This is a genomic window from Paenibacillus sp. V4I7 (assembly GCF_030817275.1).
Lineage (GTDB): Bacteria > Bacillota > Bacilli > Paenibacillales > NBRC-103111 > Paenibacillus_E.
On sequence record NZ_JAUSZD010000002.1, the window covers coordinates 1,989,735 to 2,015,001 of the forward strand.

26 protein-coding genes and 1 other annotated feature are annotated in these 25,267 nt (G+C 43.5%); of the genes, 23 read left to right on the forward strand and 3 right to left on the reverse strand.

The annotated features are described in order from the left end of the window. Positions 1–7: 7 nt before the first annotated feature. The 4 genes from resB to QFZ80_RS10220 are packed head-to-tail and all read left to right on the forward strand — an operon-like array spanning position 8 to position 5,564. On the forward strand, positions 8–1,669 hold the full coding sequence (gene resB / locus QFZ80_RS10205; protein WP_307546978.1) for a cytochrome c biogenesis protein ResB: 1,662 nt from the start codon (positions 8–10) through the stop codon (positions 1,667–1,669). Beyond that, complete coding sequence (ccsA, locus tag QFZ80_RS10210; protein ID WP_307546977.1) at positions 1,666–2,925, forward strand: cytochrome c biogenesis protein CcsA; 1,260 nt, start codon at positions 1,666–1,668, stop codon at positions 2,923–2,925. The genes resB and ccsA overlap by 4 nt, the downstream gene beginning before the upstream one ends. Before the next feature lie 37 nt (positions 2,926–2,962). Continuing rightward, a complete protein-coding gene (locus tag QFZ80_RS10215) occupies positions 2,963–3,676 on the forward strand; it encodes a response regulator transcription factor (RefSeq protein ID WP_171643416.1) in 714 nt (237 codons plus the stop codon). Position 3,677: 1 nt separating this feature from the next. Further along, positions 3,678–5,564: an ATP-binding protein gene (locus tag QFZ80_RS10220; protein ID WP_307558723.1), complete on the forward strand. Its 1,887-nt coding sequence runs from the start codon at positions 3,678–3,680 to the stop codon at positions 5,562–5,564. Between the two features lie 133 nt (positions 5,565–5,697). Here QFZ80_RS10220 and serA read toward each other — a convergent pair whose 3' ends face one another. Beyond that, entirely contained in the window at positions 5,698–7,278 is a 1,581-nt protein-coding gene (gene serA, locus QFZ80_RS10225) for a phosphoglycerate dehydrogenase (protein ID WP_307555580.1), read from the reverse strand. A gap of 74 nt (positions 7,279–7,352) precedes the next feature. Beyond that, positions 7,353–7,584, reverse strand: a binding site (T-box leader). 282 nt (positions 7,585–7,866) lie between these two features. On the opposite strand from serA, the gene QFZ80_RS10230 reads away from it, so the two are divergent. Next, on the forward strand, positions 7,867–8,148 hold the full coding sequence (locus QFZ80_RS10230) for a rhodanese-like domain-containing protein (RefSeq protein ID WP_373460047.1): 282 nt from the start codon (positions 7,867–7,869) through the stop codon (positions 8,146–8,148). 36 nt (positions 8,149–8,184) lie between these two features. Here QFZ80_RS10230 and QFZ80_RS10235 read toward each other — a convergent pair whose 3' ends face one another. Beyond that, a complete protein-coding gene (locus QFZ80_RS10235) occupies positions 8,185–9,105 on the reverse strand; it encodes a hypothetical protein (protein WP_307546974.1) in 921 nt (306 codons plus the stop codon). 91 nt (positions 9,106–9,196) lie between these two features. Between QFZ80_RS10235 and QFZ80_RS10240 the strand changes: the two genes are divergently transcribed. Continuing rightward, positions 9,197–9,805, forward strand: coding sequence for a CPBP family intramembrane glutamic endopeptidase (locus tag QFZ80_RS10240; RefSeq protein WP_307558725.1), 609 nt, complete (start codon positions 9,197–9,199; stop codon positions 9,803–9,805). 430 nt (positions 9,806–10,235) lie between these two features. Further along, complete coding sequence (locus QFZ80_RS10245; RefSeq protein ID WP_307558727.1) at positions 10,236–11,891, forward strand: stalk domain-containing protein; 1,656 nt, start codon at positions 10,236–10,238, stop codon at positions 11,889–11,891. Between the two features lie 56 nt (positions 11,892–11,947). Here the strand turns inward: QFZ80_RS10245 and QFZ80_RS10250 are convergent, their stop codons facing one another. Next, positions 11,948–12,574, reverse strand: coding sequence for a polysaccharide deacetylase family protein (locus tag QFZ80_RS10250; protein WP_307546970.1), 627 nt, complete (start codon positions 12,572–12,574; stop codon positions 11,948–11,950). Positions 12,575–12,587: 13 nt separating this feature from the next. Here QFZ80_RS10250 and QFZ80_RS10255 point away from each other — a divergent pair, with 13 nt between their 5' ends. The 16 genes from QFZ80_RS10255 (at position 12,588) to QFZ80_RS10330 (ending at position 25,149) form a co-directional block, all read left to right on the forward strand. After that, positions 12,588–12,827, forward strand: coding sequence for a hypothetical protein (locus QFZ80_RS10255; protein WP_307546969.1), 240 nt, complete (start codon positions 12,588–12,590; stop codon positions 12,825–12,827). A gap of 131 nt (positions 12,828–12,958) precedes the next feature. Next, positions 12,959–13,270, forward strand: a complete 312-nt coding sequence (locus QFZ80_RS10260) for a hypothetical protein (RefSeq protein ID WP_307546968.1) — start codon at positions 12,959–12,961, stop codon at positions 13,268–13,270. A gap of 246 nt (positions 13,271–13,516) precedes the next feature. After that, positions 13,517–14,122, forward strand: coding sequence for a genetic competence negative regulator (locus QFZ80_RS10265; protein ID WP_029192986.1), 606 nt, complete (start codon positions 13,517–13,519; stop codon positions 14,120–14,122). A 132-nt stretch (positions 14,123–14,254) separates the two neighbouring features. Then, positions 14,255–15,757: a DnaB-like helicase C-terminal domain-containing protein gene (locus QFZ80_RS10270; protein ID WP_307546967.1), complete on the forward strand. Its 1,503-nt coding sequence runs from the start codon at positions 14,255–14,257 to the stop codon at positions 15,755–15,757. A 98-nt stretch (positions 15,758–15,855) separates the two neighbouring features. Beyond that, positions 15,856–16,551: a glutamic-type intramembrane protease PrsW gene (gene prsW / locus QFZ80_RS10275; RefSeq protein WP_373460392.1), complete on the forward strand. Its 696-nt coding sequence runs from the start codon at positions 15,856–15,858 to the stop codon at positions 16,549–16,551. Between the two features lie 69 nt (positions 16,552–16,620). After that, on the forward strand, positions 16,621–16,776 hold the full coding sequence (locus QFZ80_RS10280; RefSeq protein WP_162257309.1) for a hypothetical protein: 156 nt from the start codon (positions 16,621–16,623) through the stop codon (positions 16,774–16,776). Positions 16,777–16,885: 109 nt separating this feature from the next. Then, positions 16,886–18,259 (forward strand): germination protein YpeB, encoded by a 1,374-nt coding sequence (ypeB, locus tag QFZ80_RS10285; protein ID WP_307546964.1) that lies wholly within the window; start codon positions 16,886–16,888, stop codon positions 18,257–18,259. A gap of 94 nt (positions 18,260–18,353) precedes the next feature. Continuing rightward, positions 18,354–19,016 (forward strand): flagellar brake protein, encoded by a 663-nt coding sequence (locus QFZ80_RS10290; protein ID WP_307546962.1) that lies wholly within the window; start codon positions 18,354–18,356, stop codon positions 19,014–19,016. 110 nt (positions 19,017–19,126) lie between these two features. Continuing rightward, entirely contained in the window at positions 19,127–19,351 is a 225-nt protein-coding gene (locus QFZ80_RS10295; RefSeq protein WP_307546960.1) for a hypothetical protein, read from the forward strand. Between the two features lie 139 nt (positions 19,352–19,490). Further along, positions 19,491–20,174 carry a (d)CMP kinase gene (cmk, locus tag QFZ80_RS10300; RefSeq protein WP_171643404.1) on the forward strand — a complete coding sequence of 228 codons (684 nt, stop codon included), beginning with the start codon at positions 19,491–19,493 and terminating at the stop codon, positions 20,172–20,174. Position 20,175: 1 nt separating this feature from the next. Further along, a complete protein-coding gene (locus tag QFZ80_RS10305; RefSeq protein WP_307546958.1) occupies positions 20,176–20,757 on the forward strand; it encodes a lysophospholipid acyltransferase family protein in 582 nt (193 codons plus the stop codon). A gap of 151 nt (positions 20,758–20,908) precedes the next feature. Then, positions 20,909–22,213 carry a 30S ribosomal protein S1 gene (rpsA, locus tag QFZ80_RS10310; protein ID WP_307546956.1) on the forward strand — a complete coding sequence of 435 codons (1,305 nt, stop codon included), beginning with the start codon at positions 20,909–20,911 and terminating at the stop codon, positions 22,211–22,213. Between the two features lie 29 nt (positions 22,214–22,242). Further along, positions 22,243–23,301 (forward strand): type 2 isopentenyl-diphosphate Delta-isomerase, encoded by a 1,059-nt coding sequence (fni, locus tag QFZ80_RS10315; RefSeq protein WP_307558730.1) that lies wholly within the window; start codon positions 22,243–22,245, stop codon positions 23,299–23,301. Positions 23,302–23,431: 130 nt separating this feature from the next. Next, entirely contained in the window at positions 23,432–24,058 is a 627-nt protein-coding gene (locus QFZ80_RS10320; RefSeq protein WP_307546952.1) for a YphA family membrane protein, read from the forward strand. Beyond that, positions 24,058–24,963: a YIEGIA family protein gene (locus tag QFZ80_RS10325; RefSeq protein WP_307558732.1), complete on the forward strand. Its 906-nt coding sequence runs from the start codon at positions 24,058–24,060 to the stop codon at positions 24,961–24,963. Before QFZ80_RS10320 ends, QFZ80_RS10325 begins: the two co-directional genes overlap by 1 nt. Positions 24,964–24,969: 6 nt before the next feature. Further along, the gene (locus tag QFZ80_RS10330; RefSeq protein WP_307546948.1) at positions 24,970–25,149 is read left to right on the forward strand and encodes a capping complex subunit for YIEGIA; all 180 of its coding nucleotides are present in this window, start codon (positions 24,970–24,972) and stop codon (positions 25,147–25,149) included. The last annotated feature ends 118 nt before the right edge of the window (positions 25,150–25,267 follow it).

Genomic DNA, 25,267 nt, shown 5'->3' on the forward strand with positions numbered 1-25,267 from the left:
GGTCATCATGTTCTACAACACCAAATGCGATTGCGGGCACCAGAATCCCACAGGTACAACGCTTTGTGAATCTTGTGGTAATCCGCTGATTGACACGGAGGGCAGAGATATACTGGAAATGCGATACGATGGTATGGCCCGTCGATCTCAGAAATCGGACCCTTCTTTGCTGGATAAAGTCTGGAATTTCTTTTCCTCGGTTAAAATAGCGGTATGGATCATTATTTGGACGGTCGTCGCATCTGCTGTAGGCACTATTTTTCCACAAGAGAATACGTTCTTAGATATGGATCCTGCCCAGTATTATTCTCAAAACTATGGTACACTGGGAACCATTTATCACTTTCTGGGCTTCTCACACACGTTTAGTTCATGGTGGTTCATCACGCTGCTATTCATGATAGGAACATCTCTAGTCATTTGCAGTTTGGATCGGGTGCTGCCATTATATCGCGCACTATCTAAGCAGCAAATACGAAAGCACTTGAATTTTCTCACGAGACAGAAAGTGACGCTTGTCGCTGAATTGCCTCCGGGAACTGATGAGGAAGCATGGACAAATAAGCTTGGCGATCTTTTGCGTAAAAAAAATTACCGTGTACATACAGATGGAACAGCGCTTCTAGCTGAGAAATACCGTTTTAGCCGCTGGGGTCCCTATATCAATCATATTGGTCTCATTATTTTTCTGATCGGTGTGTTAATGAGAAGCATACCAGGCTGGCATATGGATGAGTACATGGGTATTCTGGAAGGGGAAACCAAGGCAATTCCTCATACTTCCTATTTCATCAAAAATGAAAAGTTCACCTTGGAGCTGTATGACGAGAAAGATGTGCCAGAAAGTATTAAGGCTAAGGGACAAATTGTCCCGAAAACCTATGAAACTCAGGCAGTTTTGTATCATTGTTCTGCGAATTGTGATGATTCATCCAAAGAACCTGTACTTACAGAAGTTCATAAAGATAACATCATCGTGAATCATCCACTTGATTACAAAGGCCTTCAAGCTTATCAATTCGATTATAAATCTACACCAATGCTCATCTCCGTAAAGCCTACACTTAGCAATCCTACAACAGGTGAGTCTTATGGAAGCTTTGATTTGCCGATGAATAATCCTAAGGATGAATATCAAGTAGGTCCTTACAAGCTGACGCTGAAAGGGTATTTCCCTGAGTTTGGTCTTGAAAAGGGACAGCCCATCAGCAAGTCGAATGAGCCCAAGGCACCTGCATTTATATTTAGCATCACAGGTCCCGATCTAGCCGCTAACGGTGTACCTTACCTGTACTTCCCAAGACAAATTGATAAAGAAACCTTCTCGCAAGATACAATTAACGGCCCAATAAGCCAAAAGCTGAAGCTTGCTGTCGGGTCCATGGAAGGTGTTCAATTTGCCAATTATACAACCTATCTGAACATTCGCGTAGACAAGGCTATGCCGTATATCTGGGTAGGATCTGCGATATTCATGATTGGTGTGATTATGGGCTTCTATTGGCAGCATCGCCGCATCTGGATTCGAATTGATAGCGGGAAGCTAACTTTAGGCGGTCATACGAATAAGAACTGGTTTGGACTCCGTAATGAAGTGGCAGCAGCACTCAAGAAGAACAATATGGAAGTTTCAGCGAAATCATTAGATATTGGAGGGGACCAGGGGTGAATGTTAACTCACTGAGCAGCACCTTTTTACTTATAGCTTTTTTCGTTTACCTTGCTGCATTTTTATTGTTTGTCCTCTCGATAACCGGAAGGAAATGGAGCAATAGGGACCCTGAACAACATACGAAGCGATGGGGCTTTGTTGCTTTCCTTGCTTCACTAGTTGGATTTGCGTGTCACGTGACTTTCTTTTTTACCAGATGGGCGGAAGGTAATCATATCCCAACATCGAATATGTACGAATTCATGACCTTTCTAGGTATGATGATCATGTTTGCCTTCTTGATTGTGTATCTCATTTATCGCACACCTGTCCTTGGTGTATTCGCATTGCCCATTGGCTTTATCATCATTGCGTATGCTTCTGTTTTCCCTAGTGAAATACAACCCTTAATTCCTGCGTTGCAAAGTTACTGGCTCAAGATTCATGTAACAACCGCAGCTGCAGGAGAAGCTTTCTTCGGAGTCGGCTTTGCCGGCGGACTGATGTATCTGCTGCGTGCTGTCGATTACAAAGGAACATCCAAAGTGGATAAGCGTGAACAAAGAGGCGTGGAGCTTACACTTTTTTTCATCCTGATGTTAATCGCCTTCATTGCTTCGATCTTTACATTTAATGGTTCTGGCTATAAAGCCGTTTTCTCCAAAGAAGTCATCGTGACCAATACACAAGGTCAACAAGAAACGAGCATTCATAACGAAACTTATGTATTACCTCCAATTGTTAAGCCATATGATACACAGGTTGTGGAGATGAAGCCATTCTTGGGTATGTCAGAGCCTTTATTCACAGCTCCCTCCTGGATGGAAGGTGCAAGCGCAGGTCGTAAGTTGAATACGGTCATTTGGTCGATACTTGGAGGTCTTCTGCTCTATGGACTCGCACGTGTAGTTGCGCGTAAGCCATTAGGAGCAGCGATTGGACCCATCGTCAAAGGAATGGACCCAGAAGATCTGGATGAAATCAGCTATCGTGCCATTGCGATCGGCTATCCGATTTTCACCTTAGGCGCATTGATTTTTGCGATGATATGGGCTCAAGAAGCATGGGGTCGTTTCTGGGGTTGGGATCCCAAAGAAGTTTGGGCTTTAATTACTTGGTTATTTTATGCGGTGTTTTTACATCTTCGTCTCTCCAAGGGCTGGCAAGGTAAGAAATCAGCTTGGTTGACTGTTATTGGATTTATTGTTGTTATGTTTACGTTAGTTGGTGTGAACCTTGTCATTGCAGGTCTTCACTCCTATGCAGGTGTATAAATCATTCGAACATTATTAGATAAGGATGTGAAGCTCCATGGAAATGAAAGCTAGCATACTCGTTGTTGATGATGAGGAACGTATTCGTCGACTACTTAGAATGTATTTGGAAAAAGAGGGCTATATCATTGAAGAAGCAGAAGACGGTGAGACAGCGCTGCGGATGGCAACAGAAATGGACTATGATTTAGTGCTGCTCGATGTGATGCTGCCAGGAATTGATGGGATTGAAGTTTGCGCACGGCTTCGTCAAGTGAAGTCCACGCCTGTTATTATGCTGACAGCCAAAGGCGAAGAGACGAACCGAGTTAGCGGCTTTGAAGTTGGTGCAGATGACTATGTCGTCAAACCTTTTTCACCGCGCGAAGTCATCTACCGGGTTAAAGCGATTCTACGTCGTTCCTCTGCAACAGCCTACTTGTCCAAGGATGCGAGTTCGAGCAACAATATTGTCTTTCCTAACCTAATCATCGAACATGATGCGCATCGGGTAACTGCTGGAGGACAGGAAGTAGCTTTGACTCCGAAAGAGTATGAGCTGCTGCACTATTTGGCCGTATCTCCGGATAAAGTGTTCTCTCGTGAGGAACTGCTTAAGGATGTTTGGAATTATGAATTTTTTGGAGATCTACGTACCGTAGATACCCATGTAAAAAGACTTCGTGAAAAATTAAACAAAGTATCCCCGGATGCGGCGGCAATGATCACGACCGTATGGGGAGTAGGCTATAAGCTAGAGGTGCCCAAATAACGTGTTTATTTTCAGAAGTGTCGTAGGTAAGCTCTGGTTAACAATTATTGGCCTAGTTGGGGTTGTACTGCTCATACTAGGTCTTTTTCTTGTCAATTACATGGAAAATTATTTCGCTCAAGCGAATGATCAGACGAAAAATATGAAGAATATGGCCGTCAAATTCTCGGCAGAAGCTTCGCATCACATGTATGATGAGCAGTTTTATCAATTGAGCAATGAACTGCTAAGCTTCCAAGATGCTAAAATGCTGGTGATCTCCACCGATATGAAGGAAATGGTTATTCCTTCGACACAGGGGAGTGAATTAGCCAGTTTCCATGTAACCGATTTTTTCACGGAAGCGGAGCTCCGACAAGTATTCGTAGGTCAGACAAAAGACAAACATGTCAATAAGTCCGGTACAGGGCGGATTAAAACAGGGACTGAGTACCTCGTTGTTGCCGTACCGTTAAGAAATCTTCAAGGCACCATCGTTGGAGCAACGCTGCTGTATCAATCTCTGCAGTCGTTAGAAGCAACTCAGGCCTACATGTTGAGATTGTTTATCTATGTGTCCATAGTTGGCTTTCTTATGACTACTTTCTTCGCATTTTTCTTGTTCTCTCGAATTACTAGACCGCTTCAGCAATTGAAGAAAGCAGCTGATTTCATCACCATGGGGGAATATGGTACCCGTGTTCCTATTCAATCCAAGGATGAAATTGGCGAGCTGGCCAAAACGTTTAATCACATGGGGGAGAAGATGCAGGAAAGCATCCGAGCCCTCAGTCAGGAAAAAGAGCATTTATCCAGTATTTTACGAAGTATGACTGATGCGGTCATCACGCTCGATGCAAATGGATCTGTCATGCTGACCAATCCGCAAGGTGAGAAGATTGTGCAAGAGTGGAGCAAAATTGAGTGGTCAGAGGATGATGAGGAGACGAGACGTTTCCGCAAACCGGATACGGCGCTCGGAGATTGGGGATTAATGAGCTATAGCAATCCCTACTCGAGTCCGATCCCTGTGCCGCTGATTCCGCTATTTGAAGCGGTCGTGGACGAATCGTCGGAAGCAGCTACGAAGCTTCACGTGCAAAATGGCGTGTGGTCCGTCGCAATGACACCGTTATACACGAGCGATCAAGTACGCGGCGCCGTAGCCGTACTCCGTGATGTCACGGAGGAGGAGCGCCTCGATAAGCTGCGCAAGGATTTTGTGGCGAACGTGTCGCACGAGCTGCGCACGCCGATCTCGATGCTGCAGGGCTACAGCGAAGCCCTGCTGGATGATATCCCCTCCACGCCGGAAGAGCGCGTGGAGCTGGTTCAGGTCATCCACGACGAGTCGCTCCGTATGGGGCGCCTCGTCCGTGACCTGCTCGATCTGGCGCGGATGGAAGCCGGCCATCTCGAACTGGTCTTCAGGGAGGTCGAATTCGACTCCCTGGTCAGACGCATGCACCGCAAATTCGCGGTGATGGCAAAAGAGCGCGGCATCACGCTGAGCGCTACGCTGCCTGAGGAGTCCCTCATCCTTGGACGGGGGGATGAGGACCGGCTTGAGCAGGTGTTAACGAACCTGCTTGACAATGCTTTTCGGCATACGGCCTCTGGGGCATGTATTGCCATTAAGGCAGAGACCGCCGTCTACAAGGATCGGCCGGCGATCCGCATTGAGGTCTCCGACGAGGGGCAGGGGATTCCATCCGACGACCTGCCGTTCATATTTGAACGCTTCTACAAGGCCGATAAAGCCCGAACACGCGGTTCTTCGGGGGGGACAGGGCTTGGACTTGCCATCGTGAAAAATATCGTAGACGCACATCACGGCAGTGTGACTGTACAAAGTGCTTTGGGACAGGGAACAACCTTTACTTTACTTTTGCCTTGTGAGCTTAAATAAGTGTAAAATAACGAAATTCGACATAAGAAGAGGCGTTTGCTGAGAAAACTCACAGCAAACGCCTTTAATTTTGTAGAATATTCAGACAAAATCTTGTTGTTCGTGAAACACTTTGTTACCTAATCGCTAAAAGTTATACCGTAAGGGCACGAACATTCACGATTTCGGCTTGTGTTGTAAGGTCAGCCAGTACTTCAGCAGGAGCGGATTTATCAATGGTTAGGACCATGATCGCTGAGCCGCCAATGACTTTACGGCCTACTTGCATCGTTGCAATGTTCACATTATTGCTTCCTAGAAGCGTACCAACACGTCCGATAATACCTGGTTTGTCGTTATGAGAAATCAACAACAGGTTACCTTCAGCAGCGAAATCAACTGGATATTGATCGATACGAACGATACGTTCTCCGTAGCCAGCCAGTAAAGTACCAGCAAGTGTTTTCTCTTCTTGCTTCGTTTTTACAGTAACAGTAACTAGATTTGTAAAGCTGCTGGATGTGTTTGACGTTTGAACAACGATATTCACATCACGTGATTTAGCCAAGTGCATGGCATTCACAATATTAATGGATTCTAGTTGGTTCTCAAACACACCTTTTACGATGTAACGTGTTAATGGACTTGTATCTACATCAATCAAATCCCCCGCATAGTTTACGACGATTTCATAAACAGCGCCTTGTGCGATTTGACCAAGAATGGAGCCGATTTTTTCACCGAGTCCAAAGTATGGTTGAAGTTTGTTCAATACATTGGCTGGTACAGGCGGTAAATTAACGGCATTTTTGAACGGTTCATTACGCAGGATATGAAGAACTTCTTCAGAAACGTCAATCGCTACGTTTTCTTGAGCTTCAATAGTAGATGCGCCAAGATGAGGGGTTACAATGACTTTAGGGTTGTTCAAGAAAGGGTGATCCTTTTGAGGTGGCTCTACTTCGAATACGTCGAAAGCCGCTCCGGCTACAATTCCTTGATCAATTGCTTCAACCATTGCCATTTCATCAATAATACCGCCGCGTGCGCAGTTGATAAGGCGCATACCTTTTTTCATAATTTCGAATTGCGGTTTGGAGATCAGGTGGCGCGTTTCTGGCGTAAGTGGTGTATGAACCGTGATAAAATCTGCTTTTGCAACAATTTCATTGACAGTACCAAGCTTAACGCCAATTTTCTCAGCGCGTTCTTCCGTCAAGAAAGGGTCATACCCGATAACTTCCATGCCGAACACCTTAGCCCGTTTGGCTACTTCGCTTCCGATACGACCCATCCCGAGAATACCGAGCGTTTTGTTACGAAGCTCAACACCGATAAATTTCCGATCCCATTCACCGCCAACTGTTTTCTTGTATGCTTGCGGGATCATACGTGCTGTTGACATCATCATGGCAAATGTAAGCTCACAAGTTGCAATTGTATTTCCGTCCGGTGCGTTGATGACGATAATACCGCGTTTAGTTGCTGCTTCCAAATCAATATTATCTACACCAACACCAGCGCGGCCAATAACCTTAAGCTTCGTTGCGGCATTCATGATTTTCTCTGTAACTTTGGTTTGGCTGCGAACTAGAAGCGCGTCATAATCGCCAATGATGGAAATGAGCTCATCCTCGGATAAACCAGATTGCTTAACCACTTCAACATCGGCTGCATCGTAAAGCATTTGAATTCCCATGTCACTAATTGGATCGGATACTAGAACTTTGTACATCATTCGAACCCTCCTTAGAATATGAACATAAAAAAAACTCCCAACCCTCAGGTACAGACACGTATGTCTGTAGCCAAAGGGACGAGAGATTGCTTTCGTGGTACCACCCTAGTTCGCTGCCCATTCGCACGGGAAGCCTCAATTGGTCTTGCGACCTGGAACTGTAACGTGTTCCTATCCCGATTGCATCTACTTCATTCAATGCAATAACTCTGGAGTGCTCCGCAAAATGTTCGCTACCGATTCGCACCTACCATCGGTTCTCTGAAAGCTACTTTACTTGCTTGGCTCCGTCAACGCTGTACTGTGATATAGAATTTTCATTAGATTAACATGCGTTTGAAATCGTGTCAATACATGTCGAATCAATTTCACATGAAAGTCATAAATGATAGTTGAACGACTGATTTTCCAAAGCTTTTCGTTTATTTTATAGCAAGGACGCTTAGAAAGCAATGCTATTTTACTTGTATTTTAGCCTGATTTTCGCTATTGTACTCGTAAATAGATATTGCTCTTGCAGCAAGTAAGGAAGGAAGTGCCGACATCGACATAACGAGTATTCATCCCAATAAATTCCTAGAAGCATTGAATCAACAGGAACTGAAAGATAGCATCATCATCGACGTAAGGGAACTTCATGAGTGGGAGTATTATCATCTGGAAGAAGCACAGCTTATACCGATGCAGCAAATCCCTCATCGGTTAGGTGAACTGCCAGAGGATCGGGATATTTATCTCGTATGTGCACATGGTGTGCGCAGCTATCGCGTTGCTGAGTATTTGATTGATAACGGATTTGACCGGGTCATTAATGTAGATGGAGGGATGGCAGCGGTCGCCATGCTTCGCGGTTTCCAATATGACTAAATGAAAAGCCGAGCGCATCTGCGCCCGGCTTTTCATTTAATTCACATCTGAGAAAAATGGAAGCTGTGGAAGCAGCTCGTTGGCATACCACTTTGATTTCCCTTTGACAAAGTCTCCTGGACGAACAGCATTTGTACTTAGCAGCAGATCCATCGTTTGATTGACATCATTCACGTTCATTTTCTTAGCTTGACCTGAGGCAATGAATTCATCAATACGTATCGTCAAATCCTGTGGGTAAAAAGGAGCAAATGCTTTATTTTTAAGTAATTTTGCTGTTATGTAATGATTTTTGACGTTAATGTTCATCGCACGCCATTGATCCAAATTGGCATTATTGTTTGGGTCGAAATTTTCAATATCGTTATCGATCGTTCCGTTCCAAGCAACGATGGAATCGAAATAATTTTTCTGAGCCGTCAACGCTTGTGTTTTCGCTTCCAGGAAGTAGGCATCCTTCTGAATGCCATCGAGCAGTTGTGGGCTAGTAAGTCCGTTGGCCTTGTTCTGATAACTTTTTAACGTGTCGGCAAAAAGCTTCAGGCTTTTGAGATAACCTTGGTGAGACTGCACAAGCAGCGGCGATGAAGCCGGCATGCTCTTCTGTTGCAGCTCATTGTACTTCTCATCAGCGAGCTTGTACAACTCTTTAAGAACGGCAGAGGCATCGACTGTAGAATTGCCTAGTTCGATTTGACTCATCAACTCAAACCATTTATTCTGAAATTCCCTAAAGGGTAAAAAGATGGTATGGTAATAAGATACGAGTACTTGTTGGTCGTAGGCTCCAATTTCCTGAACGACAGCCTTGTCGGCGTGTAAGATTTTATCGTATTTTTGATCTGATTTCTCCTGGCCGACTCTTAATCCGTAGAAAAAGGCGCCAAGTATACAAACAAGCATAAAGATAAACATGAGGGCGAATAAATAATCAGTGCGGGTTAGACGTTTATCCATAATTAAAGCTCCTTATTCTCTCTTTTTCTTTTAACTTAGTATAGGGGAAATAGCTATAAAAGGGAATATGTGAGGAAATGAGGCTGCTTCCTTGAAAAAATTCGATTTTAAGAACATTCGCTTCGGAAAAGTTGATGTGAATGAATTGAATGACTGGACATTATTGCTTAATCTTTACATAACCCAACTGCTTACGCTTATTATCGGTATTATCATCTTATTTTTTCAGAGCAATCATAAGATTCTTTCCATGTTCACCATTCATGGGGGCTGGAAGATAATCATATGGGGAAGTTTGTTTGCTCTACTTGTCCTCGGGATCGATGTTTTGATTTCTAGATGGGTGCCCAAGGAAGTGTCAGACGACGGTGGAATTAATCAAATGTTATTCGGTAATCGACCAGTATGGCATATCGCTTTAATTTCTCTCATCGTTGCGATTTGTGAAGAAGTCCTGTTTCGAGGTGCGATTCAGCATGCATGGGGTCCTTATTGGACTAGTATCTTATTCGCAGCGATCCATATTCGGTATTTGCAGCATTGGTTAATGACAGGTATGGTTTTCAGCATTAGCTATGGTCTGGGATGGATTTACATTCAAACCGGGAGTTTATGGACTCCGATAATCGCTCATTTTATCATTGATTTTGTAATGGGCTGCATACTTCGATATAGCAAGGAGGAAGAACAGGGCACATGAGTGTTGGGGAAAGATCACCTTTACGGTCTGATCGGAGGCCAATAGAGGTACAGGAAGACGATACGTATTTACCGCCGCGTAATGCAGTGCATCCCTCTGAACGAGGAAAGTGGACGCGTATATTCTATCTAACTTTACTGTGGTTATTCATTATTCTTGTGGTTAGTTTAACGGTTTGGGGCATTAAATACTACTCGTAGACGAATAAATATACCAATCAACCTAAGTTGTGTAAAAGAAGTGGAGAAGCTATGATAGATTCATAGTTTCTTTCATTTTTTACCACATAAGAAAGTATAGGTTTTCGGTTCCCGAAAACTGCTTTCTTATTGGCGATAAAACCTACATCTAAACGGGTCGTTCATCTTTGAATGGCCTCGATAGAGGTTTTCTCATCACAGTTTCTTTTTATCAGGAGGGTGCAGCGATTATGTTGGCGAACCACACATCAAGTTGGATTTTTAATGTAAAATTAATTGCTATTATAGTTGTATTATTTTCAAGTATCTTTTGGTCAGCGAAACCGTCATATGCTCTGTCTTATGGAACTTTATCTTATCCGCAAGGCGATGTTGGACTCTTGCGACCAGACATTGGAGTAACGCTTGAGCTTAGTGAAGGAATAACGCCAGAGAGCTATCATTTTTATTTAAACGATAGCGAATTAAATGTTAGCTACGATCCTGTTTCCGTTAAATTTGTATATCGTCCTACGGCTGATTTACTGCCTGGGAACTATAATGCTCGTTTAGTACTGTCTTTCAGTGGCTATCAACCTATTACAATTAGTTGGAAATTTACTGTTATTAAAGGTGCGGTTTCGTTAACGTCTGAAACGAGCAAAGAGCAAGAGGATGGACTTCAGGCGATCAATGATTATCGGGCTAAATTGGGGCTGTCGAAAGTCAAATTCAATGATGCTTTGAATACAGCGGCCCAGAAGCATGCGGAGTATTTATCCCGAAATAAAATCGACCCTATTCGGACGTCTGTTTCTTTGCATGATGAGGACCCAGATCTGCCTGGTTATATCGGCAAGTCATTAAGAGAGCGGGTACAATTTATCGGCTACTCGCGTTCAAGCAGTGAGGATGTAGCTTATAATCGGGTTACCTTAGTTGAAGCTATTGATAGTCTGTTTGATGCTCCCTATCATCGTTCACCATTCATGGTGCCAGGACTCGTTGAAATCGGTGTATTTAGAGATGGCGATTATCATGTGATCGAATTTGGTTTTTCGGACGGAATTGCACCAGAACTAGTCGTTTCTCCTGGAAGTAATGATGTGTATGTTCCAACTCTTTTTGATGGTCATGAGACCCCGGATCCTGTCCGCTTACATGCAGGGACCGTATATCCGGTTGGTTATCCGATCATGGCTTCCTTAAACGGGCCTGGAGTCAAGAAGGTGAGCTTGGATGAGACGGAGCTAAAAGACGAGAAAGGTAACTCCGTACCACTACTGAAGAACGAGCCGGGAAATGATGATCATTTGGAAACTGAAGTCATCGTGATGCCTTCTAAACCACTGGAATTAGACACAACCTATAAAGCCAAAATCAAATTGACAGCAATCATGGAAGATGGAAGTACAAGACCTTATTCGAAAGAATGGACATTCCGCACGGAACCTCGGGTTGGTGTTGGTGTCCTTAAACTTCATAAGGATGCTGTTGCTTACACGCTGCAAATGGCTAATTTCGGACTAAACCGCAATCACTTGGTTTCATTTGGATTAAGTGAGGACAAGTATCTACTTGATTCAATCCCGTATCCAATGAAGCAAAAGCCATACATTCAAGAGGGGACTTCGTATCTTTACATTAGAGACCTGGCCGCGGCACTAGGTGCAGCAGTTGAATGGGACGATAACCAGAAAGCTGCTATTTACAAAAAGAAAGACAAAACGATTATCTTTTATACGAGCCGAAATGCGTATAGTTTGAATGGTGTAGAGCATACGACAGAATCCGCTGCTAAACTCATTCATGAAACAACGATGATTCCGGTGCGGCTGCTTTCTGAGACTCTTGGAGCGAAAGTGACCTATGAGGAAAGTACAAGAACAGTGAATATTAGTTATTAAAAAACTAGAGCCCTGCAGCACCGACACCTGAAGTGTGGTAATGCAAGGCTCTTTTATCATTTCATTTCAAGTTCAATGGCATTCGGATCTACGAAAGAATATCCTTGTTCCTCAAGTTGGGTAAGCAGTGTGTCTAAGGCTTTCACTGTCCAAGGCAACTCGTGCATCAAAATATTACTACCGCTATGCAATTGCTTCATCACATTTTCGATCACTTTACCAGAATCGTTATTTTTATTGGTCATATCCCAATCTAACGAACCGTTGGACCATGTCATATAAAGCATTTTATTGTCTTTCACTTTAGCTTTCAAATAATCATTGCCCGAACCAAAAGGAGGTCGGAAAAATTGAGGCGATTGTCCTGTTAGTTCTTTTACAATTTTTTGGACATCATCAACTTGTTGGTCTATCTTTTCATTCGTCATGCTTTTCAAGTTTTCGTGATCCCAGGCATGGTTACCAATGGGATTACCGCTGTTATGAATGAGTTTGACAAGTTCGGGCTTTTGTTTGATTCGATATCCATTCAAGAAGAAGATTGCCTTGGCATTATGTTTTTTTAGAATGTCGATTAATGCCTGATTCATGGCTTGTTCCTTAGGACCGTCATCAAAGGTTAAAAGAACGATTTTTTTATTTCCATTTGGATCGTTTGGTACAATATCATAGTTTTTGTTCATATGATATTCTTTTTTGACGACTTCTGGAGCTGGTGTTGACGCTGTTGGTACGGAAGTCGGAACGGGTGTTGCTGAAGGTGCAGGACTCGGTGTAATTGAAGCGACAGTTACCGGTGTAGAGCTCGTTGTTGCGATTGGACTTACTTTGGTTTGGTTCGCACTGCAGGCAGCTAATAAGATCATGACACTCATCATTAGTACACTGGCTTTTTTGTTCATTATCCTTCGTTCTCCTCAGGTCTTTATACTTTAGGTCATTTCCTATAGTACCACAATTCTCAAATAACATATCTCCTTTGTTTTCCTCTTGTCTTAACGTATGTCCTCTTAGAAACTCGCACAACCTATGAAGGATTCATACTACTTTACATGGAGGGAGACCCAATGAAGATAGGTACATTTATGCTCGGCGGTATTGCCGGTGCGGCGGCGGTTATATATCTTAATCGTAAAAGTAAATCAATGTTGTTCTCAGCATTCAGCTCGTCCAGTGAATCGATGGGTAAAGTGGTTGATAAAGCAAAGGACTCGTTTGTGAACAAATCATTTCAAGATTCAACAGCCAAAAGTTTCTCGACTTCGAACTCGAATAGCCTGAATCAAGTTGAGAAAATTGTGAAAGAAGATCCTCATTTGAAAGCAACTGTCAATGAAATCATGCGTGAAAATAAAGAAAGTACATCGACTATCCAATGAACATAAGTATTAAGCACAGTCTGGCCTACCCAAGGTGCCGGCTGTGCTTTTCTTTTTATACATAACTTGCGCGTGCAATTGCACGCAATTAATGTTAACATGATAGGTGAAAACGAAAGCAAGATGCATGTCCATTTTCGTTCTCAAGGTTCACCTTTTTCTTTTTTTATCATATTCTGTTTTAATAAGATGACCATGCTTTCGATGCAAGCTTTCCAGTCGGAAGGCTCAAAGGAGGATCCTATCATGAAAATAGAACGCTTAAGTCAGGATAAGATACGGATTTTCCTAACATTCGATGACTTAACTGAACGCGGTATTCAAAAGGACGACATGTGGAGAGAAATCCCCAAAGTACACGAATTATTTAGTGAAATGATGGATCAAGCCTATTCGGAGCTCGGATTTGACCCGTCCGGCCCGCTTGCTGTTGAGGTGTTTGCACTTCCGGCACAAGGAATGGTTGTTATTGTAACCAGAGGCAAGCTTGATTTGTATGCAAACTCAGATGCATATGACGATCACGAAGCTGAAGAAGTGTATGAAATGGAAGTCACGCTTGAACAAAGCGATTTAGTCTCCTATGCTTTCCGTGATTTTGAAGACCTGGTGCGTGTATCCAAAGTAATTAATCCCCTTCTCATGGAAGGCGGTACCCTTTATTCATACAAAGGGAAATATATTTTACAACTCGAGCCTGTTGACCTCGAAGAAACGAAATACCAGGCGTTAATTGCTGTCTTATCTGAATTCGGCGAAGCCGCTTCCGTTACACAAGCTGTGCTTGAAGAGTATGGGAAGACAATCATTGCAGATGATGCAGTTAAGGTACTCTGCCGTCATTTCAAATAAGGTCATCTTCCTTACTTTTTGATGTAGAATGAAACAAGCATTTTCAAAAACGTTTGTTTTTGTGGATGCTTGTTTTGTTAGTTAATCGTGATCATTTATTAACGTAGCGAAGAGATAATGGGGGAAACCTAGATGACTAGCATAGATCGCAAACGACTGGCGCCTACTCTGGCTGCTGTTGATTTGGACGGGTTATTGGCCTATTACCAAAAACAGCTCCGCGAGGAGGCTTATTTTTATTTGCAAAAAAGAGGGATAACGGAAGAAACGGTTATACAGTATTGTATCGGCTTTGAAATTGGCAAGATAGGATTCTATGTTAATCAGAATCAGCTAGGTGATTACTTCGAGCATAGAGTTATTGTTCCTATTCGGAACTACGACGGCGAAATTGTTGACTTAATCGGACGTTCGATAGACAATAGAGAACCGAAATATAAACCCTTGTATGGTTTAGATCAGTATCTATTTAATTATTCAGCACTTGTAGATTCAGATGAAGTTGTTCTTTGCAATGGAATTTTCGATGTCCTAACGTTAACTCAGGCCAAGATGCCAGCTGTTTGTGTACCTGATAACGGTATGTTTAAAGAACAACATATGTCATTATTTGCTGGTAAAAGGGTTTATATTTGCATGGGGAATGATGAGGCCGGAAGAAGGGATTCTACACGTATAGAAGCCTTATTAAGGGAACAGGGTAATGAGACATTTATCATTAATTTGCCCGAAACCATTCGGGATATTAACGATTTGTTCATTAGAGCTCAGAATCCGGTTGAGACTTTTCTTGCACTTGTGAATCAAACCGTAGAGGAAACAAGAATAGCTCCTGTAGCTCCAGATGTCAAAAATAGCACCGTTTATTTAGAAGAATATATGAAACGGTTCCGCGGTCAAGTCGCTAGTATCCGCACTGGCTTTGCTAAGCTGGATCATTTACTTTTCGGCGGGTTTGGAAATGGCTTGTATTTACTTGCAGGTTCAGGCTCCATTGGCAAGAGCATGCTGCTTAAACAAATAGCTGATGAACTTGCTTTTCAGCAGAATCCGGTCATTTTTGTGTCATGGGATATGACGAATTTCGAACTATGGGCACGCAGCATTGCAAGGATTATTGGAATAGCTCCACAGAAAGTACTCGGGGGTAAAGTTGAGCCTGAACAGGTAGCTGAAGCTAACAAGCAGTACGTAAAAATAAGTAAAATGCTTTGGATGCTTGAGTGTACGATGGATACAACGCTCGATCAAGTAGCCGCTTCCATTGAACGGATTGCGGTTGTTGTTGGAAAAGAGCCCGTGATTTTCATTGATCATTTGCAGCGAATTCCTGCTGCTAAAGGAGTAACACCGCTAACTTGGGAGCAACAGCAGGCTGCTATCGCTTATACTCTTAAACAATGGTCTAGAGAATGGAATTGCCCTATTATCGCTGCTACTGCTTTAGAGCTTGGCCAGGATAACGTGCCTGATAATGTGCAAGCTTCAGCGGATGTGGTTATGATTATGCAGCCTAATGAAACAGAAGAGGATCAACAGCAGTCTATATCGCTTGTTTTGAAGAAGAATCGAAATGGTACAACAGGGAATATCCCACTCATTTTCCATAATGATCGTGCGTTGTTCACCGAATAAGACATAGAAAAGTCATTTGAAAATGCTATAATGTTCATATTACGCATGGAATTGCTTCGGGGTTCTACATGGTATTGAACGAAAAGGGGGAGCTGCATTTGCAAATTCTGCCGATTATTATGGCAGCCATAGCACCAGGTCTCTCATTGCTAACGTACTTTTATTTGAAGGACCGATACGAAACGGAACCGATTCATTTAGTTATTCGAATGTTCTTGTTCGGTGTTCTGCTTGTATACCCTACGATGGTACTGCAGAATGCGTTGATTGAAGAGTTTGGAAAGGGAACGTTTATCTCGGCCTTTTTCCTATCTGGTGGCATTGAAGAGTTTCTGAAATGGTTCATCCTTTATCATTTGATCTTTAGGCATGAAGCCTTTGATGAACCGTATGACGGAATTGTGTATGCAGTGGCCGTAAGCTTAGGTTATGCGACATTGGAAAATATTATCTATGCTTTCCTTAATGCGTCGTCTTTCTCTGCGCTGATGATGCGCGCTCTGCTGCCTGTTTCAGCGCATGCTTTGTTTGGTGTCATGATGGGTTACTATTTGGGAAAAGCGAAATTCATTCCACACAAAGCGCAGAGGTATCTATGGATATCTTTGCTGCTGCCTATTTTGTGGCATGGATTGTTTGATTATATTTTGCTTTTGTTCAAAACGAACTGGGTTTGGATCATGATTCCAGTCATGACTTTTCTCTGGATTCGCACGATTTGGCGGGTTGATCATGCCAATGCTCATTCCCCACTACGCATCGCGACAGCAGATGAGAAGATTAAAATGAGTTAAAATAGGTCATAATGGACTGTATAGATGGCGATTCCTGGCTGTAAGCCCGGAACTACCGGGAGGGTGTACATGTCCACGACAAGAGTCAAAGTAAAGATCCGCTGCCGGTTATGCGGTGAAAAGTTTGTGCTGAAAGGCAAGAAAGAAAAAGGGAAAATTGAAACGGGATTCCGTCAGTGCATTTGCAGCAATGAGCAAGACTTTGAAGTAGAGACCGAAGATTAGCGTGAGGCCATTCTTTTAAGAATTGGCCTCTTTTTGTTGTCAATCTTGTATAAACCTGTCTCCCCACGTAAAAACTAAGCGCAAGTTTGGGTACGAAAGGAGCAGTCGCGTGTATAAAAGACTAAGTATAGTCATGTTTCCATTCCTCTTGATTGCCTTGATTGGTGCTTCAGTGTGGGGATACTTGGAACACCAGGAGAAGAATACGATTTTGATCAAAGCAGAGAATCAATATCAACGTGCGTTCCATGATCTTTCTTTCCATGTGGATAAGCTTCATACAGAGCTAGGGAATACGTTGGCTGTTAACGCAACTTCAGAGCCATCTTACCGAAAAGGTCTGGTGAATGTATGGCGGCTAACGAGCCAAGCGCAAAGCGATATTACGCAGCTCCCGCTAACACTGCTGCCATTCAACAAAACGGAAGATTTCTTAGCTAATATGGCTAATTTCTCATACCGAATGTCCGTACGTGACATGACGAAGCAGCCTCTAAATGAGCAAGAAATAAAAACGTTGAACGCTCTTTACGATCATTCCTCCGAGATAACGAAGGAAATACGCAGTGTTCAGGAGAAGGTTTTGTCCAAAAACTTGCGATGGATGGACGTCGAGGTCGCCCTAGCTTCTGAAAAGGAAACACATGATAATGCGATCATTGATGGCTTTTCTACCGTTGACAAAAAAGTTGGAGCCTATGAGGAGCTAAACTGGGGACCTGGAAATTTAAGCATTTTTTCTAAAAATGATGTTAGCGTTTTGTCCGGGAATGACATGACGGCTGATCAAATTAAGCAAAAAGCTGCGCAATTTCTGGGACAGAGTGATACAACCACTATGAAAGTAGTTGAGAATGGTAGCAGTGCGACAGAATATCAAAGCTTTAGCGTTGTGGTTCCAGGCGGAAAAGACAGTGAAAATGATATTCAGATGGATTTCACAAAAAAAGGCGGTCAGCTCATTTATTTTATGAAGCCACGAACCGTAAAGGAATCTAAGTTTGATCTTAGACACGCGCGAGATATTGCTAATGAGTTTTTAGATCAACATGAATATAAAGATATGAGCGCAGTTAGCTATGATCAATATCAAAATATCGCTAACATTATTTTCGCTAAGCGAGAAAAGGATGTTACGATTTATCCTCAGCAAGTGAGTGTTAAAGTAGCTTTAGACACTCTTGAAGTCATTGGCGTACAGGCAACAGACTATATATTTGGTCAGAAACAGCGGACGGTTGGTCAGCCCAAAATGACGGCAGCCGAAGCACGTAAGCAGCTTAGCCCGAAAATGGAATTGACTGGCGAGTCTTTGGCGATTATCAAAAATGAATTAGACGAAGAAGTGCTTTGCCATGAATTTATCGGGAAGATGAACAATAATATTTATCGTATTTATATGAATAGTGAAAATGGGATGGAAGAGAAAATAGAGACCATTCGCCCTGAACAGGCAGAAGCAGCAGCTGAAGCAAAGAAATAATCATAGAGAAGAAGCGGGTTCAATCCTAGCTTCTTTTTTTTGCTATCATAATTAATAGGTCATTGGTATAATTAAGACATATTACGTCTCGGAGGTGCAGAAATTGCTTCCTAAAGTCAACCAGATATTACATATGCAAGTGAATAGCATCGACGATGAAGAGTCCAAAATTGAGTACAAATCGAGAATAGCTGACGTAACGGATAGCGTGATTGCCGTGGAGATCCCGCTGAATGAGAAAACAGGCCGACTCAAGAAGCTTTATCAAGGTGATGAATTAAGCACATTCTATTTAGGTCAAGGTGGCGTAAAGCACTATTTCACAACTTCGGTTACAGGTTTCAGAGAAGATGTGATTCGCTTAGTGGAACTGCGTAAACCAGAGACCGAAGCCATTACGCAAGTTCAACGCAGAAGTTTTCTAAGGGTTTTGGCTGAACTTGAAATTGCCGTTAAATTGTCAGATCAAATTCAATTCATTGGCGTGACAGAAGATGTCGGCGGTGGTGGGATTTCATTTATCTGTGACGGACATATCCCAATCGGAATGAATGCCAATATTTCATGTTGGGTACTTGCGCCCTACAAGAATGGAAATATTGAACATATTCCTTTTACTGGCGAGGTTGTTCGCGTTAAACAGCTCGAGACTGGCAAACAATTGGCAATGATTAGATTTATTGATATATCCGATCGTGAACGTCAGAAATTAATTCGCTTTTGCTTTGAGCGACAAATGGATTTCCGTAAAAGATAATATAGGGATCTTTTGACATAGTCAAAAGTCTCTCTGCAAGTAAGCATGAGATTTCACCTGCATGGGCATACTACCAAGCAATATGTCAATGTGAGCAGGTGGGGCATCTCATGTCAAGGGATCAGGAGCAAAAGTCATACGAGCAGCTGTTTGTCCTCTTTTCTGCGAAGGTAGAAAAGGTGATCATTCGGACAACGCTCGTATTTTTCGTTTTACTTATATGTGTTCAAGCGATGCTTCAAATTCCCTACATACGTAAGCATTTTACCCGTGTTGAACCACTAGAGGGAAAGCCCTATGTATGGCCGCAAAATGGGAAGGGAGAGCGCTCTTAGGCATATCTAAACGTAATCCAATATGCGTCTAAGTTTTGCATATGCCTTTTTAATGTGCTATAATTTCAATTAATTAGCAGGCAGTGCCTGCTTTTTTGTTCGTAAGGTACTGTGAGGTATTGTTAGGAGGAACAGCAGCTTGGAAAAGTTCAATATTGCCATAGATGGTCCTGCTGGAGCCGGTAAAAGTACCATTGCGCGGCTAGTTGCTGGGGCACTTGGTTTCGTTTATGTGGACACAGGAGCCATGTATCGGGCAGTAACGTGGAAAGTACAGCAAGAGGGGCTGCTACCTGATCAAGAACAAGAAGTGGCTGCCTTGGCGAATCGCATGCAGATTGAGCTCATTCCTCGCGAAGAAGGACAACAGGTTATCGTAGATGGCGTCGATGTGACCAAAGAAATCCGTACGACAGCCATAACGGATCATGTCTCCCAAATCGCTAGCTATGGAGCTATACGCCAGCTCCTGGTCACACTTCAGAAGCAAATGGCTATATCCAAAGGCGTAGTCATGGATGGCCGCGACATCGGTACTCATGTTATGCCAGACGCTGAAATCAAAGTTTTTCTGACAGCTAGCGTAAAGGAAAGAGCAGAGCGTCGATTCAAAGAGATGCAAAACAGCGGGACTTGCACCCTAACACTCTCCGAACTGGAGCAGGACATCGCTCGTCGCGATCAACTGGATCAGGATAGAGAGATTTCACCGCTTAGACGAGCTCATGATGCTGTTTTAATGGACAGTACTTCAATGACCATCGAGGAAGTTGTGGACGAAATCCTTGGGCTTTGCAAAGACAAAGTCGGAGGTGGCAAATAAGATGCTTTATCGCATCGGCAGGGCCTTATTTCGTTTTATGTTTACTTTGTTTTTCCGCCTGCGGGCCTTAGGTATGGAGAATGTCCCTACACATGGAGCGGTTGTGCTTTGTGGTAATCATACCAGTCTGTTGGATCCGCCATTGTTAGGAACTCCGCTTAAACGTATGGTTCATTTCATGGCGAAGGCCGAGCTGTTTGATATCCCTGTGTTGGGTTCCATCATTTCTAAAGTCGGTGCTTTCCCTGTCAAACGCGGTGGCGTGAGCAGAGAATCGATCAGACTTGCGGTACAATTGCTTCGCGATGGTAACATGTTGGGTGTTTTCCCAGAAGGATCGCGGAACAACGCCGGGGGGATGGGCAAGAAGGGCGCAGCCAGTCTTGCACTGAAATCTGGAGCTGCCGTCGTTCCTGTGGCTATTATAGGCAATTATTCCTTATTCCGCCGCATGACGATTGTGTATGGAAAACCGATTGACCTAAGTGCATATGCAGGTGCAAGCTCCGAGGATTTGGAGCAGGCAACGGAAGCTATTATGCAAGAAATTCGCCGATTACATACTGCTAATAGCAAAGCTTAACAAGAATGTATGGAATCGAAAGCTTGGAATTATACTATCTTTAAAGCGAATGGTAGTTATTGTTTTGTTTGAAACAGAGTAGAAGCTTACAATACTGCTTTGTGACTTATAAATTATTTTTTGTTGGTTGTAATTAGAGGAGGGTAATCCCATGTCAGATGAAGTAAAAGTTGAAGATCAAACGCAAGAAGTACAAGAAACACAAGAAACAGCCGTATCGCAAGCAGAAGCTGAGCACGCGCTTAACAACGTTGCTGTGCTGAAGAAAGGCGCTACCGTTAAAGGCAAAATCGTTAAGGTAGACGCAGATCAAGCCTTCGTGGATATCGGTTACAAATACGATGGTGTTATCCCAGTTCGTGAACTTTCTACCGATGCAGAAGCAACACTGCTTGGACAAGAAGTTGAATTGAAAGTTGTTTCAATCAATGATGCGAAAGAAACATTGGTTCTTTCCAAACGTGTTGTTGACAACAGCAAAGTATGGGAGTCACTGCAAGGTCAGTTGGATAGCAAAGAAATCATTGAAGCTACTGTATCTGAAGTTGTAAAAGGCGGACTAGTTGTGGATATCGGCGTACGTGGATTCGTACCGGCTTCCATGGTTGAGCGTCAATTCGTTGAAGATTTCTCTTCTTACAAAGGCCGCACATTGCGTCTTCGTGTAAAAGAAATCGACCGCGAGAAAAACAAAGTGATCCTGTCTCAAAAAGATGTTCTAGATGAAGAATTCGAAGCTAACAAAAAGAAAATCATCGAAGGCCTTCAAGTGGGTCAAGTACTAGAGGGTACTGTTCAACGCTTGACTCAATTCGGTGCGTTTATTGATATCGGTGGCATCGACGGTCTTGTGCATATCTCTGAGCTAGCTTGGCACCATGTAGAACAAGCTTCCGATGTAGTCAAAGAAGGCGACAAAGTGAAGGTGCAAATCCTTAAGCTTGATCCTTCCAACGATAAAATCAGCTTGAGCATCAAAGCAACTCAAGAAGGCCCTTGGTCCAATGTTGAACGTGAGTTCAAAGCTGGCGATATCGTAACAGGTACAGTAAAACGTCTTGCAGCTTTCGGCGCATTCGTTGAAGTGGCTCCTGGTGTTGAAGGACTTGTGCATATTTCCCAAATTGCTCACCGTCACATCGGTACTCCGCATGAAGTATTGAAAGAAGGCCAAGAAGTTCAAGTGAAAATCTTAGAAATCAATACGGCTGAGAAACGCGTTAGCTTAAGCATTAAAGATACAGAGGAAGCTCCAGAAGCTCCGGCTGGTGCAGCGGCTCCATCTGCTTCTAAACCAGACAGAGAAAGACAACCAAGAGGCGATCGTGACCGCGGAAACAGCGCAAGTCACCAAAAAGAGATTGCTGGTAATGAGAACGTGTCCTTGAGCAATCAAGGTCTGTCCATGACACTTGGCGAGCGTTTTGGCGATAAACTTTCCAAATTCAAAAAGTAAATGATACGACGTTTAGGGGGACCATAAGAATGCGCATCTCACGCAAAATGGAGCATGTCCATTACGCGCTGGAGCTTGGCCAATCTCGGCAGCAAGGGCTGTCGGATATCAAGCTTGTGCATAACTGTCTACCTGAGACTTCGACGGATCAAATAGCATTAACTACGGAAATCGGCGATCTCATTATGAGTTCGCCGATTTTAATTAATGCCATGACGGGCGGCGCTCAGGAGACGGAAAGCATTAATCGCGAATTGGCCATATTGGCAAGGGAAAAGGGCATGGCAATGGCCGTTGGTTCCCAGATGTCAGCAATTAAAAACAGTGAAGTTGCCTCGAGCTATCAAGTCGTTCGCCGCGAAAATCCCAAAGGGATCGTGTTCGCGAATTTGGGCAGCGAGGCAACCACCGAACAAGCGATCCGCGCCATCGATATGATTGAAGCGAATGCGCTTCAAATTCATTTGAATGTTATGCAAGAGCTCATTATGCCGGAAGGAGATCGCAGCTTTGTGGGCATGTTGGGCCGCATTGAGGCTATTGTTCGGCAAGTACAGGTACCCGTCATTGTGAAGGAAGTTGGCTTTGGAATCCTGAAGGATAACGCCAAGCAGCTGAAGGACATCGGCGTCCGCTTTTTGGATGTCGGCGGCTCTGGCGGCACGAATTTTGCTGCCATTGAGAATGCCAGACGTTCAGCGGCTTTGGAGTGGTTGAACGATTGGGGTACTCCAACCAGCATCGCTTTGTTAGAGGCACTCTCGGTTTATCCGCGAGGCGGGGTTATTGCCTCTGGCGGTATTACGAACGCTTTGGAAGCTGCCAAAGCGTTAACCCTTGGTGCTTCAGCGGTAGGCATGGCTGGCGCATTCTTGAGGGTTTTGCGCAGCGAGGGAGTCGATGCGCTGCATCATTTTGCTGATGAGCTTCATCAAGGTCTTATTCTTATTATGACAGCGCTAGGCGCTAATACGATTCAGGCATTGGGAAATTGTCCAGTTGTTATTATGGGCGAAACGGCAGAATGGTGCCGGGCTAGAGGTATTCACTTAACTTCATATGCAGAAAGAGCCAGTCGGAGTAAATAATTGAAATATTGCCATACTAAAGATCAGGCAGTGCTTCCCTCGTCAAGTTGGAGTGGAAGCCCTGAAGATCCGCAGGCAGGTTGGTGGCATTTTGTCACTTGATCGTCTTGCATGGTAGGGTGGTCCGATTATGAACTCCGGTTATTTGTCTTTAATTCTCCTTTGTATCACGTTGATCTTATTCGCTAGCGGATGGAAAGAACTGTACATCAGAAGTATATCGCACAAGGGCATGCTTCTTTTTTTTGTCTCGTGGATTGTCTTTTCCAGGATAACCGTAACAATCCAGCATGTTCAAGTGGGGCTCGTTTATGTCTGGGTTCTGCTCATCGTTCTGGGTATTCTCTATAAGACAAAAGGATTCATACATAAGCTTCATTTACTTTCCATCGGCCTCTTATTAGGTTCCCTTCATTTCTTGTTGCAGCAGCTGCTTGAGATGGACCCCATACTTATCATTCGTAACTCGGAATGGGATACGGCTTTATTACTTGCCGTTGTAGCTCTCGTTTTACAGCGCAGTGCATGGGAGCAGATCGCAGCACTATCGATTGGCTACTTACTAGGAGATATGTATCAAGCGGGAATTCATCCAGTAGATGGCTACCATCATGTCGGTAAGGCGACTTTTCAAGACCAATGGTGGCTATCTGTTTTTGCGGCAAGGACGATGACCATCATCCTTCAATCCGCTTATAACGGCTGCCGAAGTCTCATTCGCAGCTGGATGGACCGAAGAGGAGGCTGGAAGAAGTAATGGATTGGTTCTATTCGCACCGTTATACGATAGGTATCATCGTGGGGGTTATTTTTGGCATTCTGGCACGTCTGAATATGCTAAGAACGGACTACAGGCAATATCCGACTTATCCTCATGGTAAGATTATTCATATTTCCCTTGGTGTTATCGCAGCAGGACTAGGTGCCGTGGCTGTCCCTGCTTTACTGGACAAAAATTATACGGCCGTCACCTTCTTATCGCTAGCCGCTCAACAGTTTCGCGATGTGCGCAATATGGAAAGACAAAGTCTATCCAAGGTTGATGAATTAGAGTTAGTTCCAAGAGGAGCGGCATATATTGAAGGGATAGCGATGGTGTTCGAGGGAAGAAATTATCTTGTTATTTTCTCTGCATTTCTTGCTTCTTTTTTCAGTATCTTGTTTGCATGGTATTGGGGGATCCTTGCAGGGATTTTGTCCATCTGGATTGCTAACTTTTTTAAATCAGGTAACAAACTTGCGAAAATTGCAGACATCGAACCTGTCGATATTCGTATGGATGGACCGGATCTGTTCGTCGGCTCAGTTTATATGATGAACGTTGGACTCGCAGACAGCCGTGACAAAATACTTGAACACGGGCTAGGATTCTTAATTAAACCCAAAAATCGCAATGCCCGCGTAACGTTAGCTCATTTAGGCCAAAGACAAGCTATTCTTCATGATATTTCAACCTTGTTTGGTGCTTACCGAGATGAAGGAGAGCCTTCATTGCGTCCGATGGCTAAGCTGGATATGAATTCAGGCACATTAGCCATACTGCTCCTCCTGCAGGAGAAAGATGTAGAGAAAACGTATATTGCTCTTCATCGGGTGCCCGTGTTGGAAAGTGCTGTTCGTATGCCGTCTGAAGCGGGTGTAAACAAAAAGAAGGAGGCCTAAATCAGGATGTCGAAAATCCTTGCGATTGTAACCTTGACGAAGGAACGAATAGGTGGAGGGGCTCCAATCTTCGTTGTGGATAAGGAAGATGAGCTTCAAAAGGTTTCTTTCTCTCTAGAAAAGATATTGGATGCTAATGCTCACGATTTGAAAAATGGCACGATGATTTTGGTCAAGCATACCTGAAATAGCTGGTGTGCCCGCATGTTTTCTTATGGAGTCTCAAATGAGATTAGCCAAGTTGTGTCTTTTTTGTTATGATGTAAGTTGCGTATTTTTCCATGGCTGATCATGGAATTCGAAG

Excerpts from the sequence above, each read along its gene's own strand:
- QFZ80_RS10325 (WP_307558732.1), top strand. The coding sequence starts at position 24,058 with ATGGATTGGTTCTATTCGCACCGTTATACGATAGGTATCATCGTGGGG.
- QFZ80_RS10280 (WP_162257309.1), top strand. The coding sequence starts at position 16,621 with ATGTCCACGACAAGAGTCAAAGTAAAGATCCGCTGCCGGTTATGCGGT.
- QFZ80_RS10330 (WP_307546948.1), top strand. The coding sequence starts at position 24,970 with ATGTCGAAAATCCTTGCGATTGTAACCTTGACGAAGGAACGAATAGGT.
- QFZ80_RS10270 (WP_307546967.1), top strand. The coding sequence starts at position 14,255 with ATGACTAGCATAGATCGCAAACGACTGGCGCCTACTCTGGCTGCTGTT.
- QFZ80_RS10245 (WP_307558727.1), top strand. The coding sequence starts at position 10,236 with ATGTTGGCGAACCACACATCAAGTTGGATTTTTAATGTAAAATTAATT.
- QFZ80_RS10295 (WP_307546960.1), top strand. The coding sequence starts at position 19,127 with ATGTCAAGGGATCAGGAGCAAAAGTCATACGAGCAGCTGTTTGTCCTC.
- QFZ80_RS10215 (WP_171643416.1), top strand. The coding sequence starts at position 2,963 with ATGGAAATGAAAGCTAGCATACTCGTTGTTGATGATGAGGAACGTATT.
- QFZ80_RS10305 (WP_307546958.1), top strand. The coding sequence starts at position 20,176 with ATGCTTTATCGCATCGGCAGGGCCTTATTTCGTTTTATGTTTACTTTG.
- QFZ80_RS10320 (WP_307546952.1), top strand. The coding sequence starts at position 23,432 with ATGAACTCCGGTTATTTGTCTTTAATTCTCCTTTGTATCACGTTGATC.
- QFZ80_RS10260 (WP_307546968.1), top strand. The coding sequence starts at position 12,959 with ATGAAGATAGGTACATTTATGCTCGGCGGTATTGCCGGTGCGGCGGCG.
- resB (WP_307546978.1), top strand. The coding sequence starts at position 8 with ATGTTCTACAACACCAAATGCGATTGCGGGCACCAGAATCCCACAGGT.
- QFZ80_RS10250 (WP_307546970.1), bottom strand. The coding sequence starts at position 12,574 with ATGAACAAAAACTATGATATTGTACCAAACGATCCAAATGGAAATAAA.
- fni (WP_307558730.1), top strand. The coding sequence starts at position 22,243 with ATGCGCATCTCACGCAAAATGGAGCATGTCCATTACGCGCTGGAGCTT.
- rpsA (WP_307546956.1), top strand. The coding sequence starts at position 20,909 with ATGTCAGATGAAGTAAAAGTTGAAGATCAAACGCAAGAAGTACAAGAA.
- QFZ80_RS10265 (WP_029192986.1), top strand. The coding sequence starts at position 13,517 with ATGAAAATAGAACGCTTAAGTCAGGATAAGATACGGATTTTCCTAACA.
- QFZ80_RS10235 (WP_307546974.1), bottom strand. The coding sequence starts at position 9,105 with ATGGATAAACGTCTAACCCGCACTGATTATTTATTCGCCCTCATGTTT.
- serA (WP_307555580.1), bottom strand. The coding sequence starts at position 7,278 with ATGTACAAAGTTCTAGTATCCGATCCAATTAGTGACATGGGAATTCAA.